General features: G+C 60.0%; 14 protein-coding genes. 8 read left to right on the forward strand and 6 right to left on the reverse strand.

Translation table 11 applies throughout. From position 1 onward, the window contains the following. Positions 1 to 61 precede the first annotated feature (61 nt). The 3 genes from O2807_02560 (at position 62) to O2807_02570 (ending at position 5,066) form a co-directional block, all read left to right on the forward strand. Complete coding sequence (locus O2807_02560; protein ID MDA0999388.1) at positions 62 to 775, forward strand: PIG-L family deacetylase; 714 nt, start codon at positions 62 to 64, stop codon at positions 773 to 775. Between the two features lie 96 nt (positions 776 to 871). Then, complete coding sequence (locus tag O2807_02565; protein ID MDA0999389.1) at positions 872 to 2,716, forward strand: aldehyde ferredoxin oxidoreductase family protein; 1,845 nt, start codon at positions 872 to 874, stop codon at positions 2,714 to 2,716. 298 nt (positions 2,717 to 3,014) lie between these two features. Then, positions 3,015 to 5,066 carry a flagellar hook-basal body complex protein gene (locus tag O2807_02570; protein ID MDA0999390.1) on the forward strand — a complete coding sequence of 684 codons (2,052 nt, stop codon included), beginning with the start codon at positions 3,015 to 3,017 and terminating at the stop codon, positions 5,064 to 5,066. Positions 5,067 to 5,094: 28 nt separating this feature from the next. Here the strand turns inward: O2807_02570 and O2807_02575 are convergent, their stop codons facing one another. After that, on the reverse strand, positions 5,095 to 5,433 hold the full coding sequence (locus tag O2807_02575) for a (2Fe-2S) ferredoxin domain-containing protein (protein MDA0999391.1): 339 nt from the start codon (positions 5,431 to 5,433) through the stop codon (positions 5,095 to 5,097). Positions 5,434 to 5,524: 91 nt separating this feature from the next. On the opposite strand from O2807_02575, the gene O2807_02580 reads away from it, so the two are divergent. The 4 genes from O2807_02580 (at position 5,525) to O2807_02595 (ending at position 10,578) form a co-directional block, all read left to right on the forward strand. After that, on the forward strand, positions 5,525 to 6,334 hold the full coding sequence (locus O2807_02580) for a (Fe-S)-binding protein (GenBank protein MDA0999392.1): 810 nt from the start codon (positions 5,525 to 5,527) through the stop codon (positions 6,332 to 6,334). Further along, complete coding sequence (locus tag O2807_02585) at positions 6,331 to 8,496, forward strand: LutB/LldF family L-lactate oxidation iron-sulfur protein (GenBank protein MDA0999393.1); 2,166 nt, start codon at positions 6,331 to 6,333, stop codon at positions 8,494 to 8,496. Before O2807_02580 ends, O2807_02585 begins: the two co-directional genes overlap by 4 nt. 572 nt (positions 8,497 to 9,068) lie before the next feature. Then, a complete protein-coding gene (locus O2807_02590; protein MDA0999394.1) occupies positions 9,069 to 9,785 on the forward strand; it encodes a hypothetical protein in 717 nt (238 codons plus the stop codon). Beyond that, positions 9,772 to 10,578, forward strand: a complete 807-nt coding sequence (locus O2807_02595) for a hypothetical protein (protein MDA0999395.1) — start codon at positions 9,772 to 9,774, stop codon at positions 10,576 to 10,578. The genes O2807_02590 and O2807_02595 overlap by 14 nt, the downstream gene beginning before the upstream one ends. 60 nt (positions 10,579 to 10,638) lie before the next feature. Here the strand turns inward: O2807_02595 and O2807_02600 are convergent, their stop codons facing one another. From O2807_02600 to O2807_02615, 4 genes are all read right to left on the reverse strand, one after another. After that, positions 10,639 to 11,529, reverse strand: coding sequence for an alpha/beta fold hydrolase (locus O2807_02600; protein MDA0999396.1), 891 nt, complete (start codon positions 11,527 to 11,529; stop codon positions 10,639 to 10,641). A 346-nt stretch (positions 11,530 to 11,875) separates the two neighbouring features. After that, the gene (glnA, locus tag O2807_02605) at positions 11,876 to 13,339 is read right to left on the reverse strand and encodes a type I glutamate--ammonia ligase (GenBank protein MDA0999397.1); all 1,464 of its coding nucleotides are present in this window, start codon (positions 13,337 to 13,339) and stop codon (positions 11,876 to 11,878) included. An 88-nt stretch (positions 13,340 to 13,427) separates the two neighbouring features. Next, positions 13,428 to 16,079 (reverse strand): [protein-PII] uridylyltransferase, encoded by a 2,652-nt coding sequence (glnD, locus tag O2807_02610; protein MDA0999398.1) that lies wholly within the window; start codon positions 16,077 to 16,079, stop codon positions 13,428 to 13,430. 109 nt (positions 16,080 to 16,188) lie between these two features. Then, entirely contained in the window at positions 16,189 to 16,527 is a 339-nt protein-coding gene (locus O2807_02615; GenBank protein MDA0999399.1) for a P-II family nitrogen regulator, read from the reverse strand. A gap of 364 nt (positions 16,528 to 16,891) precedes the next feature. Between O2807_02615 and O2807_02620 the strand changes: the two genes are divergently transcribed. Beyond that, positions 16,892 to 17,200: a PxxKW family cysteine-rich protein gene (locus O2807_02620; protein ID MDA0999400.1), complete on the forward strand. Its 309-nt coding sequence runs from the start codon at positions 16,892 to 16,894 to the stop codon at positions 17,198 to 17,200. Between the two features lie 70 nt (positions 17,201 to 17,270). On the opposite strand, the gene O2807_02625 is transcribed toward O2807_02620, so the two are convergent. Next, a partial coding sequence (locus tag O2807_02625; GenBank protein MDA0999401.1) for a hypothetical protein occupies positions 17,271 to 17,710 on the reverse strand: 440 nt, incomplete at its 5' end.

Genomic DNA, 17,710 nt, shown 5'->3' on the forward strand with positions numbered 1-17,710 from the left:
CCCGCCATCGTGGACGTGAGAACGGAAAACGCGCCCTACCCCGCCTTCGAGTTCAAATAGCATGGACCACGAAAAGATCCTGGTGATCGTCGCCCATCCGGATGACATTGATTTCGTCTGCGCCGGAACCGTGGCCAGATGGACGCGCGAGGGCAGAGAGGTCGCCTACTGCATCTGCACGAGCGGCGAGAAGGGCTTCACGGGCGAGGGCGCGGAAAAAATCTCTCCCGGGGAGCGCCGCGAGATCCGCGAGGCGGAGCAGCGCGCGGCGGCGGCCGTCCTCGGCGTGCGCGATGTCACCTTCCTCCGCCAGCCCGACGGGGAACTCGCCAACACCGGCGGGCTCAGACAGGAGATCGTCCGCCAGATCCGCAGGCACCGGCCCGGCCTCGTCCTCACCGAGGACCCGGCCATGAACGCCTTCGACAGCTTCTACGGCTACCACAGCGACCACCGGGCCGTGGGCCTCGCCGCCTTCGAATCGCTCTACCCCGCGGCGGGAAACGAGAACTACTTTCCCGAACTCCTCGCGGAGGGGTTCGCCCCCTTCGTTCCCGGGGAAGCTTATTTCCAGCACGGCCAGGAGCAGGCCAACATCTGGGTGGACATCAGCGAGACGTTCGAGCTCAAGTTGCAGGCCCTTGCCTGCCACAAGAGCCAGGTTGGGGACATCGAAGAGCTCCGGCCCAAGATGCGCGAATGGGCCGAGCGGAACGGGGAAAAAGCGGGGTTCCCACTGGCCGAGACGTTCCGGAGCCTCGAAATTCCGAGGTAGCGGCGCCCTGCGCAAATTCCATCTCCTCCCCAAATTCCATATAATGGCCCGCAACGCGCACCGCAAAGCATCTACCTGAATCCGAAAGGAACATATATGTACGGCTATCAAGGGAAGATTCTCCACGTTGACCTCACCGCCCGCACAAGCCGCGTCGAGGAGTTCGGCGATGACTTCGCCCGCAAATATCTCGGCGGCAACGGCTTCGCCGCCCGCATTCTCTGGGATCACCTCAGGCCCGGGATCGATCCGCTGTCGCCGGAAAACGTTATCGCCCTCGCCGTCGGCCCCTGCACCGACACCGCCGTGCCGAGCGCGAGCCGGGCCTGCATTGCCTCGAAGAGCCCGCTCACCAATCTTTTCTTCGACAGCACCTTCGGCGGCTCCTGGCCCATCAGCCTGAAACGATCGGGCTACGATGCCATCGTTTTTCATGGAAAGGCCAGCGGTCTGGTTTACCTCTCTATCAACGACGGGAAAGCCGCCATTCGCGACGCGGCGGACTTGAAGGGAAAATGGATTCGGGAGACCTGCGACACCATCTCCGAGAAAGAGGGCAAGGCGGACGTGCTCGCCATCGGCCCCGCCGGGGAGAACATGGTCCGCTACGCGGCCCTCGCCCACACCTGGCGGAAAAGCCGGGACGGCATCAGCGGCCGGGGCGGCATGGCGGCCGTCTTCGGCAGCAAGAACCTCAAGGCCATCGCCGTGGGCGGAAAGGCCAAAACCGGGGTCGCGGACGCGAAGGGGCTACGGGAGTTCGTGAACGCCTCGGCCGAGGGCATCCGCACCGGGACCGCCGCCCTGAAGAAGTACGGCACCCCGATTCTCGTCAACATGATCAACAAGATGGGCGCCCTGGGCACCAATAACCTCCAGAAGGAAGTCTTCGGCAACTGCGAGCCCATCAGCGGCGAAACCATGCTGGCGAACTATCTCGACAAGGACACCACCTGCCTCAAGTGCTCGGTGGCCTGCGGGAAAAACTACAAGATGAAGGGCGGCAAGTACGACGGCCTTGTATGGAAAATGCCCGAGTACGAATCCATCTACGCGCTGGGCACCATGCTGGGCATTGATGATCCGGGCGCCCTCCTCCAGGCCAACATGCTCTGCGATGAGCTGGGCCTCGACACGGTTTCCATGGGGGTCACCCTCTCCCTCGCCTTCGAGTGCTTCGAGAAGGGGCTGCTGAAAAGCGCCGACACCGGGCACGAACTCCAATGGGGGGATGCCGACCTGATGGTCCAACTCCTCGAGGACACCGCGCACCGGAGAGGCTTTGGCGCCGACCTGGCCGAGGGGGGCCTGCGCCTCGCGGAGAAAATCGGCGGAAACGCCGCCGAAATGCTCTACGCCGCCCGGGGGCTCGAGCTTCCCGCCCACAGCGCGCGCGCCCTCAAGGGGATGTCCATCGGCTACGCCACCGGCACCCGGGGCGGAAGCCACCACGACACCCGGCCCACCCTCCAATACGCCTCCGACCACGACAACACGAAGACCGAAGGCAAGCCGGAATTCGCCATGCGGACCCAGAACTTCACCGCCCTCGGCGATTCCATCACCCAGTGCCGCTTCACCGGCGAGCGCGGCTTCGGCGCCATGATCAACGAAAAGTACGCCACCATGCTCAATCTCGTCACCGGCTGGGACACCACCGAGGCGGAGCTGGAAGCCACCGGGGCGCGCATCTGTAACCTCGAGCGCGCCTTTCAGGTCAGGGAGGGCGTAACCCGCCAGGACGACATGCTCCCCCACCGGGTGATGCACGAGCCCATTCCCGATGGCCCGCACAAGGGGATGTACTGCCCGCCGGATGAACTCGAAAAGATGAAAGACGAGTACTACGCGCTCCGCGGCTGGGACGAGCAGGGCATCCCCCGGGCGGAAACCCTCGAGAAACTCGGCCTGGAGGATGTGGCGGACCAGATCAGTTTCTGATTCTTCTTTTCAAGCGAATCAAAAAAAACTGCGTCCCGGCCCCGGGGCGCAGTTTTTTTTCGGCAGAAATCTCCACCGATGGCAAGAATTTCCCCGCCGGGTTCGAGACCGGGGACGAACTTTCCCATCTATCCAACTGTTTATTCTATCGTTATAGACTTTCCGCTTTTCGGCACAGCATTTGCTTTCATCTACATCGGATAAGCCCACCGGGCCACCCTCCCGGAGGGGCGTCTTGAGCACGCACGGGGCCGAGCGCGCAATCCCATCCGCGCGCTCCGGCAAAAGGAGTTTTGCAATGGGCATATTTCCAGGACTGTCCACCGCCGCCTCGACGATGAACAATGCCTCGACCTCGATGAAGGTCATCAGCGACAACCTTGCCAATCTGGGCACCCCCGGCTTCAAGCAAAGCCGTACCCTCAGCTCCGATTCCTTCGCCAGCCTTCTCCCGAGCGGCGGCCCGGGCGATCAAGTCGGAAACGGAGCCAGCCGCGTCGGGATCCAGCGAATCGTCACCAAGGGCAAAATCGAGCCCAGCAACAACATACTGGACTCCGCGATCGACGGCGAGGGGTTCTTCATCCTGAACAACGGGCTGGGCGGGCAAGTCTACACGAGAGGCGGCACCTTCACGCTGAACGATCAGGGAGTTCTCATCCACACCCCGACGAAACTCGAGGTACAAACCTTCCCCGCAGCAGGCGGAACGGCGCTCGGAAACGTCACCTTGATAGGATTGAACAATCTTCTCGGGTCAGCCACGACCAATCTTTCCTTTGTCGGAAACCTCTCGGCGCAGGAAAACATCCTCGGGACAGCCGGCTCGTTTCTCTCCTCGTTGAAAAGAGATGAATTTGTCGTTTCCACCGGCGTGAACGATCAGTTGGTGTTCGATGTGGGAGGAGGGCCGATCACGGCCAGCCTCGTCACGCACGGCGGGCTGACTTCCGGCACGGCGGTCATCGGCAACGCCCTGGCCAATGCCGTTAAACTGGCCTTGGAGACCCAGAACGGCTCTCTCGACGCCTACACGGTGACCTACGATCTGTCCACGGACAAGTTCACCATCAAAAACGACAATGGGAACACAACCCCGATCACCTTCCGGCACGATCTGGCCACCTCGACCGCGTCCTCTCTCCTGGGATTTGCGGCGGCGGCCTCCTCGGCGATCCAGCCCAATTCCACCGAGGTCAGCAATCTGGGCGTGGCGTTCAACGTTCTGACCGGAGTCAACGATACCCTTTCCGTTAACTTTAACGGCGTCCCGGCCACCGTGACCGTCGCGGCGGGGAATTACACGGGAGGGGGCCTTGCGCGCGCCATCGAGGCGTCGCTTCAGGGCACCTCGGCGCTGAATCGATCTGCTTCGGTCACTTACGACGAACTACTGGGCACCTTCCGGATTTTGGGACCCCAGACCGGCGGCGCCTATACCATCAATCAGCCCTCGAACAGCGGGACGCCCACGATCGCCGTCGCCGCCACACAGACCACCGTGACGGGCGGTACGCTCTCGGCGACAGCGAGCTTTTCGACCGGCAGCGCGACCGCCGGAACGGGCAATTTCGACATCACCGATCCTTTCAAGACCAGCTCATCGAATTCGACACACGATGCATTCGACAGCCTGGGCAATCAGCGCTCGATGACAACATTCTTCAGGAAAGTGGGAGACAACATCTGGGAGTGGCACGCCGCCTTTCAGGGCAGCGACCTCGTGGGCCCCACCCTGAACACCAGCTTCGAGGAAATCGCCAGCGGTCTTCTCACGTTCGATTCAGACGGAAAGCTGGACACCGAGGCGAACACGGCCGGAACGGGCATCGTCAATTTTGACGCCATCGGAACCAATCCGCCGCCCGCGCAAGGACAAATTATTGCGTTCGACTTCGGCGATTCGCTGACGACCGATACGGGAACGGGACTTCTGGGGATGACGCAATTCGGCGGCCCCTTCAACATCGTCAGGTTCGACAACAACGGTGTCTCGCAAGGTTCGTTCCTGGTCGTGAACATCGACGAGAGCGGGTTCATCAACGCGCTCTTCAACAACAACCAGACGATCGTTCTGGGACAGATCGCTTTGGCCAGATTCCCGGTTCCCGCCGAATTAACCGCACTGGGGGACAGCATTTTCTCGGTATCGCCCGAATCGGGCGCCGCCACTGTCACCGCCCCGAACCAGAACGGAACCGGAAGGGTTCTCCCCGGGGCGCTTGAAATTTCCAACGTGGAGATATCAGAGCAATTCGTGGACCTGATAGTCCAGCAGGAAATCTTCCAGGCGAATGCCCGGCTGGTGACGGCGACGGACGAAATGCTGCAAACGCTGATAAACCTCTAGAGACGCCTCCAAAGGACTGGGCGCGGCCCTAGAGGAGGGAGAGGCCCTGCGGCGCCTCGGGGATCAGGAGCCGTTCCACAATCTCGCCTCCCTCCAGGTGCCTTTCGATGATTTCCTCGACGTCCTCGGCCCGAACGCCGCCATACCAGACATTGTCGGGCATCACGCACAGGGCCGCGCCATGCTCGCACGTATCGAGGCAACTCGTGGAAAGAATCCTGGCCTTTCCCTTCAGGTTCTTCTCCTCCAAAAGGGCCTTCATTCGATCATGCACCTCGACCGCCCCGCACGCGGAGCAAGAACCCTTCGGATGGTCGGGCGCCCGTTCGTTGGTGCATACCAAAACATACCGCTTTTTCTTGAACATCCGTTCTCCTTCGAATTTCCCCGGCAGAGTCCACGAATCCCCTGCAAAATGCTAGAATACCCCAAACCATCCTCCCTCAAAAGGAACCGCGATGAACACGGCCCCCGGTGAAATCGGCAGCGCTACCGTCGAGCCGCCCCGCCGCGTCATTTTTTATGCAACCTGCCTGGTCGACCGCTTTTTCCCGGAGGTGGGCGAAGCGGCGCTTTACCTTCTCGACAACATGAACGTGGAGGTGGACTTCCCGGAGGGGCTGACCTGCTGCGGCCTTCCCCACTACAACAACGGGTTCCAGGACGAGGCCCGCAAATCCCTGGACCGCCAGCTCGATCTGCTGGGCGGGGACGAACCTGTCATCGTTCCCTCGGGCTCTTGCGGCTGGATGCTCCGGGACGTCCTGCCCACCCTGTATCCCGACGACCCCTGGCGGCGCGAGCGCGCCGAGAACATCTCCGGCAGGGTGTACGAGCTCTCCCAATTCCTCGTCCACTTCGGCCGCTTCGAGGCGAAACCCCACATCCCGGGCCGGGCCGTCTACCACGACTCCTGCCACCTTCTCCGCGGCATGGGAGAGCGTGAGGCGCCCCGGCGGCTGCTCGATATTGTCGCCCGCGACCGGCCCGAGATGCGGAACTGCGATCGCTGCTGCGGCTTCGGCGGTTCCTTTTCGGTAAAATACCCCGAAATCTCCTGCGCCATGCTCGATGAGAAGATCGCCGCGGCCGAGGAAGCAGGCGCCGATTGGATCGTCGCCGCCGACGCAGGCTGCATGCTCCAGATCGGAGGCGGCCTCATCCGCCGCAACTCCCATATCTCCCTTCTGCATCTTGCGCAGGCCCTCGCCGGTCCCGGCGCGCCCGGGTGGCCGAGGGCCTTTTCCGAGGGAGGCCGGATTCTGTGACCTCCCCGTTCAACCAGCGCGCCGCCGCCGCCATTGCGGACGCCGACCTCAAGGAGGCGCTGAAGTCCGCTACCGAAAAATTCGCCGGCCTCCGCCAAAAGGCCTTCGAGTCAACGGCCGCTCCGCTGGCGCTGCGCGCCAAGGCCCGCGAAATCCGCGAGCACACCTTCAACCACCTCGACTCTCATCTCGAAACCCTTTTCCGCTCGCTGGAGAAAAACGGCGTACAGGTCCACACGGCTCCCGATGCGGGCGCCGCCGTCGGGCACGTCCTCGCCATCGCCAGGGCGCACGGCGTCCAGAGCGTGGTCAAGAGCAAGTCCATGGCCTCGGAGGAAATTCACCTCAACCATCATCTCGAGGCCGCCGGCATCCAGCCGTTCGAGACCGATCTGGGAGAGTGGATCATCCAGCTGGCCGGCGAGACGCCGAGCCACCTCATCGCCCCCGCCATTCACAAGACCAGGGCGCAGGTGGCCCGCCTCTTCGCCGAAAAGGTGGACCCGAACGCCGGGGACGACCCCGCAGAGCTGACAAATCTCGCCCGGCAGACCCTTCGCGGGGAGTTTCTCCGGGCGGGGATGGGCATCAGCGGCGTCAACTTCGCCATCGCCGAGACCGGAACCCTCTGCCTGGTCACGAACGAGGGAAACGGCCGGATGGTCACCACCCTCCCGAAGGTTCACGTCGCCATCATGGGGCTCGAAAAGGTCGTGCCCACCGTCGAGGAGTGCATGACCCTGCTCGCCGTCCTCCCGAGAAGCGGGACGGGCCAGAAGATCACCAGCTATTTCACCATGCTCACGGGCCCGCGGAGCGCGAAGGAAGCGGATGGCCCCGACGAGGTGCACCTGATTCTCCTCGATGGGGGCCGCACCCGGCATCTGGGGGGCGCGTTTCAGGAAGCCTTCCACTGCATCCGGTGCGGCGCCTGCCTGAACGTCTGCCCCGTCTTCCAGACGGTCGGCGGCCACGCCTACGATTCGATCTACGGGGGGCCCATCGGCTCCATCCTGAGCCCCATGCTGCGCGGCCTCGACGCGGCCGGGGAGCTTCCCGCGGCGTCGAGCCTTTGCGGCGCCTGCCTAGAGGTTTGCCCCGTCTTCGTGGACATTCCCCGCATGCTCCTGGAGATGCGGAGCGCCCGCGTATCGCGCGCGGACGCCTCCCTGCCCGAGCGGGCGGCTTTTCGCGCCGCGGGCTTCGCCATGCGCCATCCCGCCCTCTGGGAGATGGGCCAGAGCCTTTTCGCGTTCGCCCTCCGGCTTCTCGCCAAGAAAGAGGGGTGGGCAATGGGGCCGCTCAGGGCATGGACGGAAAAGCGTGCCCTTCCCTATCCGCCGCGGGAAACCTTCCGCGCGAGGTGGCGGAAGCGGGAAAAAATCCTGGCGCAGAAAAAAAACGCATCGCCGGATGGGGCCCCGGACGAGAAAAGCGCGAACGCAGGGGCGGTGCAGAAGGTGCGGCGGGCGCTCGCCTCGGGCCATGGGATCGCCCACGGAAACATCCCCGCCCCGCCCGCCATCTTGCCCGAGGTCGCAGTGCCGGATGCGCCCGCGCGCTTCCTGGAGGAGTTCGCGGCCGTCAGCGGAAAACCCCGCCGGGCGAAGGACACGGAGGCGGCCCGCGAATACATCATCGAGATCGCCCGCCGCTTTCCCGATCGGCCGGTGGCCCTCTCGGCCGATCTTACGCTTCCGGTTGCCGAATGGCTTTTCGAGGCGGGCATCGAAACGATCGCCCCGGCGGATGCGGGGGACGATCGGGAGAACATCGCGCGCGCCGGCGTCGGCATCACCGGATGCGCCTGGGCCATCGCGGAGACCGGCACCATCGTCCTCTACAGCGGCGAAGGCAGACCCCGCCTCCACTCGCTGCTCCCCGAGGTCCACCTCGCCCTCATCCCGGAGGACCGCATCATCCGCCACCTCTCGGCCCTCGGCCCCCGCCTCCAGGAGGTGCTGGGGGGAGCGCCCGGCCAAAGGCCCAGCTGCGTCAACCTCATCACCGGCCCGAGCCGCTCGGCCGATATCGAACTCACCCTCGTCGAGGGCGTCCACGGCCCCCGCGAGGTGCACGCCATCCTCCTGCCCGCGGGCGGCGGCGCCTCAGGCGGCAGCGCGGCAGAGAACGGAAGCCCCTTCTTGCTTGAAGAAGAATAAATCCCGTATTTTCGTTTGATTTTGCAGTTTTTCGACCGCGCTGCATTTTTTCCAGATTAATTCCAACTCCAACTTCCATCCCGAGGTTTGGGACTTCACATCGCCGCCCAGCGACACGGCGGCGGACTTGGTATGAGAGCACAGTTTCAAATAATTTACATATAAGTATTTGTTATAGAATATTTTATCTAATTGATATAAAATGTATTACATATATAACGGTCGGTCGATACCCATATAAAAAATAACGATATTACAACGAAAACAACGGTACGCTCTCTGCACCTATTTACGGGAAAAAATTTCCTCTTCACATAAGTGAAGAATTAAATGCCAAAAATTAGCGATGTAGATATATATATCATTATGATTCAATATGTTACATAATTTTCTAATTCCATCCCGATGTTTGGGACTTCACATCGCCGCCCGGCGACACGGCGGCGGACTCGGTATGATATTACCGTTTCAAATATATACATTTTATTTATTTGTGTTAAATTTGACACCTGGATGAAAAAATGCTAGATACTAGATAGAGAAGAATGCCGCCGATAATAGGAGAGGTTCCGATGGCACTGAAAGATTTAACAACGGACAAAGCAAAGGTCACCGAAGAGCAGATCGAAGGAATTGTCTCTCAGTACGTCAGGTTCGATTTAGAAGCGAGGGAAATTATATCCCTTCCTGGCGCTCCATCCCTGTCCAACAGAGCTAAGGTACTGGTCTATCTGGTCGCGCTACAGGCTTGGCCCCTTCTCGGTGCTGAAGATGTGCCGACGAAGGTCTCACCAGCTCAACTTGGCGGGTTGCTTAACATTCCTGGAGGAACACTTCGCCCTACCCTGAAAGAGTTGAAGGACTCGAACTTGATCTCCGTTGACGGACGCGACTATTTCGTCAGAACCGTCGCTTTTCCCCACATCAAAAAAGCGATTGAAAACACTGCTGGTGGATCAAGTACGGGACGTCGCCACAAGAAGGCAGGGAAGAAAAAAACGGCACCGAACAAATCAGATAAAAAAGGTAACGACTCCGTCCGCAAGAAATCTACTGCATCAACGGGCGAAAAGACGGAATTTTTCGAACAGTTGACGAACGGAAGTTTCTTCGACGAACCACGCTCCCTTTCCGACGTCAAAGAAGCCTTTCACCAAAAAGGGCACATTCTCCCTAGCACTTCACTTCCTGGATACTTGTTAAAGGCTGTGCGAGGCGAGAAGCCGAAGCTGCGACGTGAGCGACAAGAGGTTGATGGGAAGAAAGTGTGGATGTATGAAAAAGCGTGATGAGACAGTGACGGTGGACGGTGTCGATGTAGTTCAAAATCTCTCGCCTCCCCTTGAACACGCTCTGGTGGAGGCTCTTGTGAAAGAACACCTCTCGCTGGAGAGACGTTTCATTTTGAGGGACTGGGAACCCGCTACTCTAGATGGGGGGCAATTTTGTGAGATCGCGGCCCGCTGCCTCTATCACATCGATTCTGGTAATTTGAATCCGACCAAAAGCGTCGACGACTGCTTGTCCTATGTTGAAGATCTAAAAAACAAAAATGCACACTCATTTCTTTCTAGGAAAGACGCCTTACAGTTATGCCGGGCCATTCGTTTGGCGTATAAATTTCGGAGCAGCCGAGGAGCCGTTCACATCGATCCGAACTATTCCGCGAACGAGATGGATTCTCGTCTCGTATTGGAAACGGTTCGGTGGATTCTGTGCGAATTGATCCGGATTTTCTGGACGGGCAATCCTCAAGTTGCAGCAAAAATCGTGAAGGACATCGTAACTTATCACATACCTGCGGTCTTTCGTGATGGCTCTGTACCAATCGTTCAGCATCCTGACCTGGATACAGAGAGCGAAATCCTATTACTCCTTCACGATTCAGGCTCAACAGGGAGCGAACTAAAGAAGCTGAAAGAATCAATTCCTCGGAATAGAAGAACTGTAGAAAAAGCGGCCGCATCACTTGCCCAAAAGCGTTTGATTACCAAAGCGACAAACGGTTCATTCATTTTGACCGATCTGGGTCGGCTACAGACCGAAAAAGAACTCCACGAATGCCTACAACTTCCCGACTAGAAAAGCAGAAGACAGACTGCTTGAAGCGAAAGCCGGGACGTTGACCGGATGGCCCCCCTCCTACAAATACTCCCCAAACCAGGCAATCGCTTCGACCATGCCGATCTCGTGGTGCGCGGGGCTGCAGAAGTAATACGACTCGTAGTGCTGGGCGCCGGGGAGCATGACGATCTTCTTGGGCTCGCCGCAGGCGGCGTAGCAGGAGAGCTGCTCCGGGGGCGGGACGAGGTGGTCGTTCTCCGAGTAGATGAAGAGAACCGGCCGCGGCGCGATGCGCCCCACCACCCACTCGGGCTTGTAGCGCCAGCAGGCCTCGGCGCTCTGGAGGTCGTAGTCCTTGACGTAGTCGCCGTGCTTCTGGTGGTGCTGCTCGATGACGCTCAGGGTGTGGGGGTCGCAGAGCATGATCTCGGGGAGGGGCATGGTCTCGGCTTCCCCGGTGGCGGCGCGCTTTCGGGCGGCGGCCATCACCTTCTCCCGGAAGCTCGCCCATTCGTGCGGCCGGCGCACCGAGCGCATCCACCGCTCCCCGTCGTGCACCCCGACCGAGGAGACCAGTACCTTGACGCGCGCATCGAAGGCGGCCACCCAGATGGCGTTCGCCCCGCCGAAGCTGGTCCCGAAGATTCCGATCCGACCGGGGTCCACTCCCTCGATGGTTTCCATGTAGGAGATGGCGTCGTAGGTGTCCTGCGCCTGCTCGAGGGGGCGCTGGCGGCCGCGCGCGCCCTCGCTCTTGCCGAAGCCGCGGTGATCGGGCGCAAGGATGAAGTAGCCCTCCTTCCAGAGGCGCCGCGGGACGTCCATCCCGTAGACTTCCTTCATGCCGCTGTAGCCGTGCAGGCAGATGATGGCGGGCCGGGGCGGGTCGCCGGGCTTCCAGCCCTCGGGGGTGTAGAGATGGGCGGCGAGCTTGAGCCCGTCGCTGTAGTAGGTAATCTCTTCGTACATGCGCCACCTCCGGGTCGGGGACCTCTTTCGGGAAGATCGGCTTTCGGGAAGATCGGCCTTCGGCTGCTGACCCGCCCGTGGGAGGGGGCGCCTTTCAGCGCCCTCCCCCGCGGCAGGCAGGGCCATCTCGTTTCAACCGAAAATCCCGCTCCCGGCGGCGAAAGTCAAGCCCGCTCGCCAGCCTGGAAGTATCCCCGCCAAACGATCGATCCCAATGCGCACCCGGCGGGCCATTTCCCCTCGAGGAAAACGAATAAAAAAAACCTCCGCCCGGGCACACGACCCAAGCGGAGGTTTTCTTCGGCAGATATTGCTTCCCTACAACACAAACAGGCGAATACGCCTCTTAGATGTCGTAGTAGAGGGAGAATTCGTGCGGATGCGGCCGCAGGCGAATCGCATCCACCTCGTTTATCCGCTTGTAGGCGATCCAGTTCGCGATGACATCCTCGGTGAAGACATCGCCCTTGAGGAGGAAATCGTGATTCCGCTCCAGGTTGTCGAGCGCCTGGGCGAGGTCGGCGGGCGTTTGGGGCACCTTGGCCTTTTCCCCGGGCTCGAGATCGTAGAGGTTCTTGTCGATGGGCTCGGGCGGGAGAATCTTGTTCTGGATGCCATCGAGGCCCGCCATGAGCATCGCGGAAAACGCGAGGTAGGGGTTGCAGGTCGCATCCGGGCAGCGCAGCTCCACGCGCTTGGACTTTTCCGCGTGCGAGTACATCGGGATGCGGATGCAGGCGCTGCGGTTGCGGGAGCTGTACATCAGGTTGATCGGGGCCTCGTAGCCCGGCACCAGCCGGCGGTAGCTGTTCGTCGTGGGATTGGTGAGGCCCAGCAGCGCGGGCGCGTGGTGGAGCAGCCCGCCGATGTAGTAGAGCGCCATCTGGCTGAGGTCGCCGTAGGTGCCCGACTGGAACATCAGGTTCTTTCCCTTCTTCCAGATGCTCTGGTGGGTGTGCATGCCGGAGCCGTTGTCCATGAAGAGGGGCTTGGGCATGAAGGTGGCGGTCTTTCCGTGGCGGCGGGCGACGTTTCTCACCACGTACTTATACTTCAACAGCTTGTCCGCCGTTTTCAGGAGCGTGTCGAACCGGATGTCGATTTCGCACTGCCCGGCGGTGGCGACTTCGTGGTGATGCACTTCGGAAACGATGCCGATATCCCTCATCGTTAACATCATCTCGGAGCGCATGTCCTGCAGGGTGTCGGAGGGCGGCACCGGGAAGTAGCCCTCCTTGTAGCGGAGCTTGTAGCCCAGGTTCGGCTCTTCGTCCCGGCCGGTGTTCCAGGCGGCCTCGACGGAGTCCACTTCGTAGAAAGCGTGATTCTGGGCGGTCGCGTAGCGGACATCGTCAAACACGAAGAATTCCGCCTCGGGACCAAAATAGGCGACATCCCCGATGCCGGTGCTGATGAGATACTGCTCGGCCTTCAGGGCGGTGTAGCGCGGGTCACGGTCGTAGAATCCCAGGGTCACCGGGTCTTTGATGTCGCAGATGATAACAAGCGTGGGATACTCAAGGAAGGGATCCATGAAAGCGGTGCTCGGGTCCGGTATGAGAAGCATGTCGCTCTCGTTAATCGCCTGGAACCCGCGAATGCTCGATCCATCGAAACCGACGCCCTCTTCAAAAATATCCTCGTCCAAAGTTTCGATGGGCGAAGAAAAATGCTGCCACACTCCCGGCATATCACAGAAGCGATAGTCCACCATCACAGCTTTTTTGTCCTTCGCCAGCTTGATCACGTCAGCGGGAGTCGTGCCCCCCTTCGCGGCGGAAGCGGCTTTCTTTTTCCCTCCGGTTGCCATTTCTAATATTCCTCCTTTTCATTTGATATGAACTCACAAGCGCATCCGGAACCGGAACAGCCCAGACCCTCCGGCCCATTTTTTTGATTCAGGTTACGGCCGCCTTCGAAGCCGCATCCCCCGACAACACAGCAGCCAAGCGCTCGCACAACGAGCGCAGTTTTTCCTTGTCTTCAATCTTCCGGCCGTCGGCATCGGTCATGTAAAAAGTATCCACCGCCCGGACGCCTTCGGTCGAAATCTTCGCCCGGGAAATCGAGATGCCGTCCTCGGCGAGATGCTTCGAAATCTGGACCAGCAGGCCGTGCCGGTCCGGGGCAATGACCTCCAGAACCGTTGCGTCATCGCTTGCCGTCAGGTCGTAGTCGACGTGCGTGGGCACATCGAAATAAGAACGCTGCTTCGGCCTCAGATATCTCCGGTTCTTGCGGAGGAGCGCGTCCAGCTCCGTCTTTTTCGATAGAAGCGCACCGAGAACTTCTTCCAGCTGGCCCCACAGGGAGTCGTCCGTAACGGCTTTCCCTTCATTATCCACCACCTGGAAAATGTCAACCACGAGCCCATCCTCGCGCGTATTGACCTTCGCATCGAGAATGCTGAGGTCGAACGCCGCCAGGGCCCCCGCGATCAAACCGAACAGGCCGAGCTGATCCCGGCACACGATCGTCAAAAGCGTATTTCCCAGCCGGCGACGATGCGTAATGTCCAGCGCCAGGATTCGGCCCTCTTTCTCCAGGCGCCGGGCCGCTTCCAGGTGGCGGAGAATGTTCTGCGGGGGCGTTACCATCCGGTAGCGCTCGGGCATCTCCTCGATATGCCGGCGAATCTCGGCTTCGCCGATCTTGCTCATCGTCGCACGGGCCTCGTACTGCACCTGTGTCAATACGTCCTCGATCCGCTTGGCCCGCTGGGTCTCCTCTCCGGATTCGAGGGCCCGCAGCGTTTTCCGGTAAAGCTCGTGGAGCAACGCTCCCCGCCAAGTGTTCCAGATGCCCGGCGCCACCGACTTCACGTCCGCATAGCTCAGGAGGTAGAGCATCTGGAGCTGCTCCACCGTCCCCACAGTCTCGGAAAAACGTTGGATCAGGACCGGATCCTCGATGTCACGGCGCTCCGCCGTATGAACCATTTCCATGTGGTTCACCACGAGAAATTCCATGACGCGCCCCTCATCCGCGGGGAGGCCAAAGCGCACGATCATAGCCGGCAGCAAGGCCGCGCTCTTGTGGACATGGCGGGGTCCATGCGCCTTCCCGATATCGTGGAACAAAAGCGCCAGCCGGAGGACGCGCGTCCGCTCCATCTCCCGGTGAATGTGCGCCAGCTCCTGAAGCGACAGATCCTTCGTCAACGTCAGATCATCCAGGGAGGCCAGCGTCAACAGCGTATGCTCATCGGCGGTATAGCGGTGATATTGATCATATTGCACGAAGCACGTCAAATCATCGAATTCCGGGATGTAGCGCCCCAGGAAGCCGAGATCGTGCATCTCATGCAGCGTCTTGGCGACGCCGGCCTTGCCGTCCAGTATGCGAAAAAAAAACTCGCTCACCTCCGCCGAGGTTCGAAAGTCATCGTCCACGACATCGAGATGATTGCGGACAAATGCGCGGAGCTCGGGCGAAATCTGGCAGCCGTAGCGATACTGAATATCAAAAATCCGCATCAAATTCCCCGGCGAGGAGAGCACTTCCTGCCCATCTCCTTCCAGGACAAGGGTATGGTACTCGCGCAGGGCAAGCCCCCCTCCCAGCGTCTCGTGCCGGGGCTTTCGCTTGACCCACCGCTTTATCTTCAGATGCTCATCGAGGGCATCGAAAAAATCGCGGCTGAACGTGTGGACGGTGCGGGCACGGAGGAAATAATCCCGCATCATCTTTTCGCTGGCTGTTGCGTTTTCATCTCCCGAGTAGCCGAGCGCCGGAGCCGCCTCTTCCTGGGCGGCGAACCCGAGCAGATCATTTTTTGAATTCGCCTGGAAATGGAGCTGGGCGCGAAGGCGGAGCAGAAAGTCGTAAGCCTCCCGCACCCTCTCGCACTCGGAGGCGGCCATCAGCCCCATCTTTTCGATTCCATCTAGGCCGCCTGCGCCGAAAACACGGGCGAGCCACAGAACAGAGTGCACGTCCCGCAACCCGCCGGCACTCTCCTTCACGTTCGGCTCCTGAACGTATACCGACGGATCCCATGACTGATACCTTTCACTCTTCTCCCGGAGACGCCTGCGCAGGTGGATGTTTTTCCCCAGGCGCTTGTTGTAGCTCTCCAGACGGCGGGTGAACTCTTCCTCCACCTTCCGTTCACCGGCGATAAAGCGATGCTCCATCATCGCCGTCTCGCTTTGATAATCCTCCCGCGCGATTCGGAGGCACTCGGCAATCGTGCGCGCACTGTGCCCGATCGTCATGCCGGCGTCCCAGAGAAGATACAAGGCCGTGCGAACGAATTTGCTCGCATTCTCCGTCCGTCTAGAAAAAAGAAACAGCAGGTCGATGTCGGAGGCCGGAGAAAGCTCTCCGCGCCCGTAGCCCCCGATCGCGAGCAAGGCACAGGAAGACAGAGCCTCCACGGACTCCCCTTCGGCGCTCGAACTCTGAAGCGCATGAGACCAAATCTGCACCAGAAGAGCGTCAACGAACGAAGTCCGCACAGCGGCCAGCTTGAGCCCGCCCACACCTTCTCGATGCGCCTGCTCCAGAAGCACGTTGCCCCGCGCGTGCGACTCCTTGACGTGCCTCAAAAAGGCAGCGCGTTCCCATCCGCCAGCGGCTGAAGAAGCTTCTCTCAGCTCATTTTCATGTTCAGAAAGTTGTTCGAGCGAAGAAGTATTCATCCAAAAAAAGAAGAGGCTAGATTGCCTCCTCGCCCCGCTCTCCGGTGCGAATCCGGATACAATCTTCGACGGGAAGGACAAAAATCTTGCCGTCTCCGATTTTGTCCGTACGAGATGCTTTCATTATCACTTCGACGATGGCGTCGGTCTTCGAGTCCTCGGCAAGCACTTCCACCTTGATCTTGGGAAGAAAATCTACAACGTATTCGCTCCCGCGGTAGAGTTCCGTGTGGCCCTTCTGGCGGCCGAAACCCTTCACCTCCGTCACCGTCATCCCGGCGACGCCCACCGTGCCCAGCGCCTCCTTCACCTCATCCATCTTGAAAGGCTTGATAATCGCCACAATCAGTCGCATGCGGAAATCCCCCGACCCAGTACTCTCCATGACATGAAATACGGGCAACTATAACATGCCCCCACCCCACAAAACGAACCCGCTCGTTCGGCTTCGACCGCTCCGGAAAATCAAGTTTCCTATGTACATGCAGAATGTTTCCGCCGTGTTTCGCCCTTGTTACTTCTCAATGAAATGCCGCGGAGAAACCCGAAAAACCATTGGCGTGAAAGGGTTTTGATTCTTTTCCCCCTGTATCTTGCGGCACCGGCCCGATTCCCCTAGACTTGCCCACCGGAATCTTGGGAACGGTTGGCCCTGCGGAATTAACCGCAGGCCGTCTCAAATCGCTGTTAGAAACGAGGACGTACAGATGGAATGCACTTTGCTTGAGCAACCTGTCGATTGCCATTTCGCAACGAAAGGGCCGAACGGAAAAAATGGATGCGGCTACAATGGCGCAAGCTGCAACCCCATCGTCGAGGAATGCATCAAAGGAGACGACGAAAAGGCCTGCACCCACATCATGGAACTTCCGAAGGGAAAATACTGCACGAAATTCCCGAACCCGGAAAACCGGTGGGCGCGCGGGCGCTGCCCCCTGGCCACCCATGTCAAGGTGGAATTCGAGGCGCCTCTCGAAAAGAAACTGAATCCGCTCAAGGCTTCCAAGCGCGCCGCGAAAGGCGGTTGATTTTTCTTCGCCGGAAAGCAAAAAGACCCCGGTCTTCCGGGGTCTTTTTTTATGGGGGAAAACCGGAATTCTAGGCCAGCAGGTAGGCCAGAGCGCCCGCTAGGATGAACTGAAAATCAAGAACGGCTTCGGTCATTCCGCTGTGTCCGATGAATTTCTGCACATAGAGATAGAGACATCCTCCCCCGTAGGCGACCGGCAGCATCATGGCCAGGCCGAGGGTGGGCGCCAGAACACCGGCGAGGACGCAAACCAGAAGAAGCACTCCTTCTCCCCCCGTAACGGCGGTGAGAAGAACCAGCGTTTTCTCCTTCCCGAGAGCGCTGGCCAGCGTTCGCTTTCCGAGGATGCGATCGCCCTGCATGTCCCGAAGTTCCACCATCCCGGATCGAAACAACGAAAAGAAAAATACGAGGAGGACAGCCACACCCCAAGGGACGCCAATTCGATCGGGCGAAACAATGGCGGGAAGCAACGCAACGGCCACGGTCCATCCGATTGTCGTCACGC

The sequence above is a fragment of the bacterium genome, assembly GCA_027622355.1.
Taxonomy (GTDB): domain Bacteria; phylum UBA8248; class UBA8248; order UBA8248; family UBA8248; genus JAQBZT01.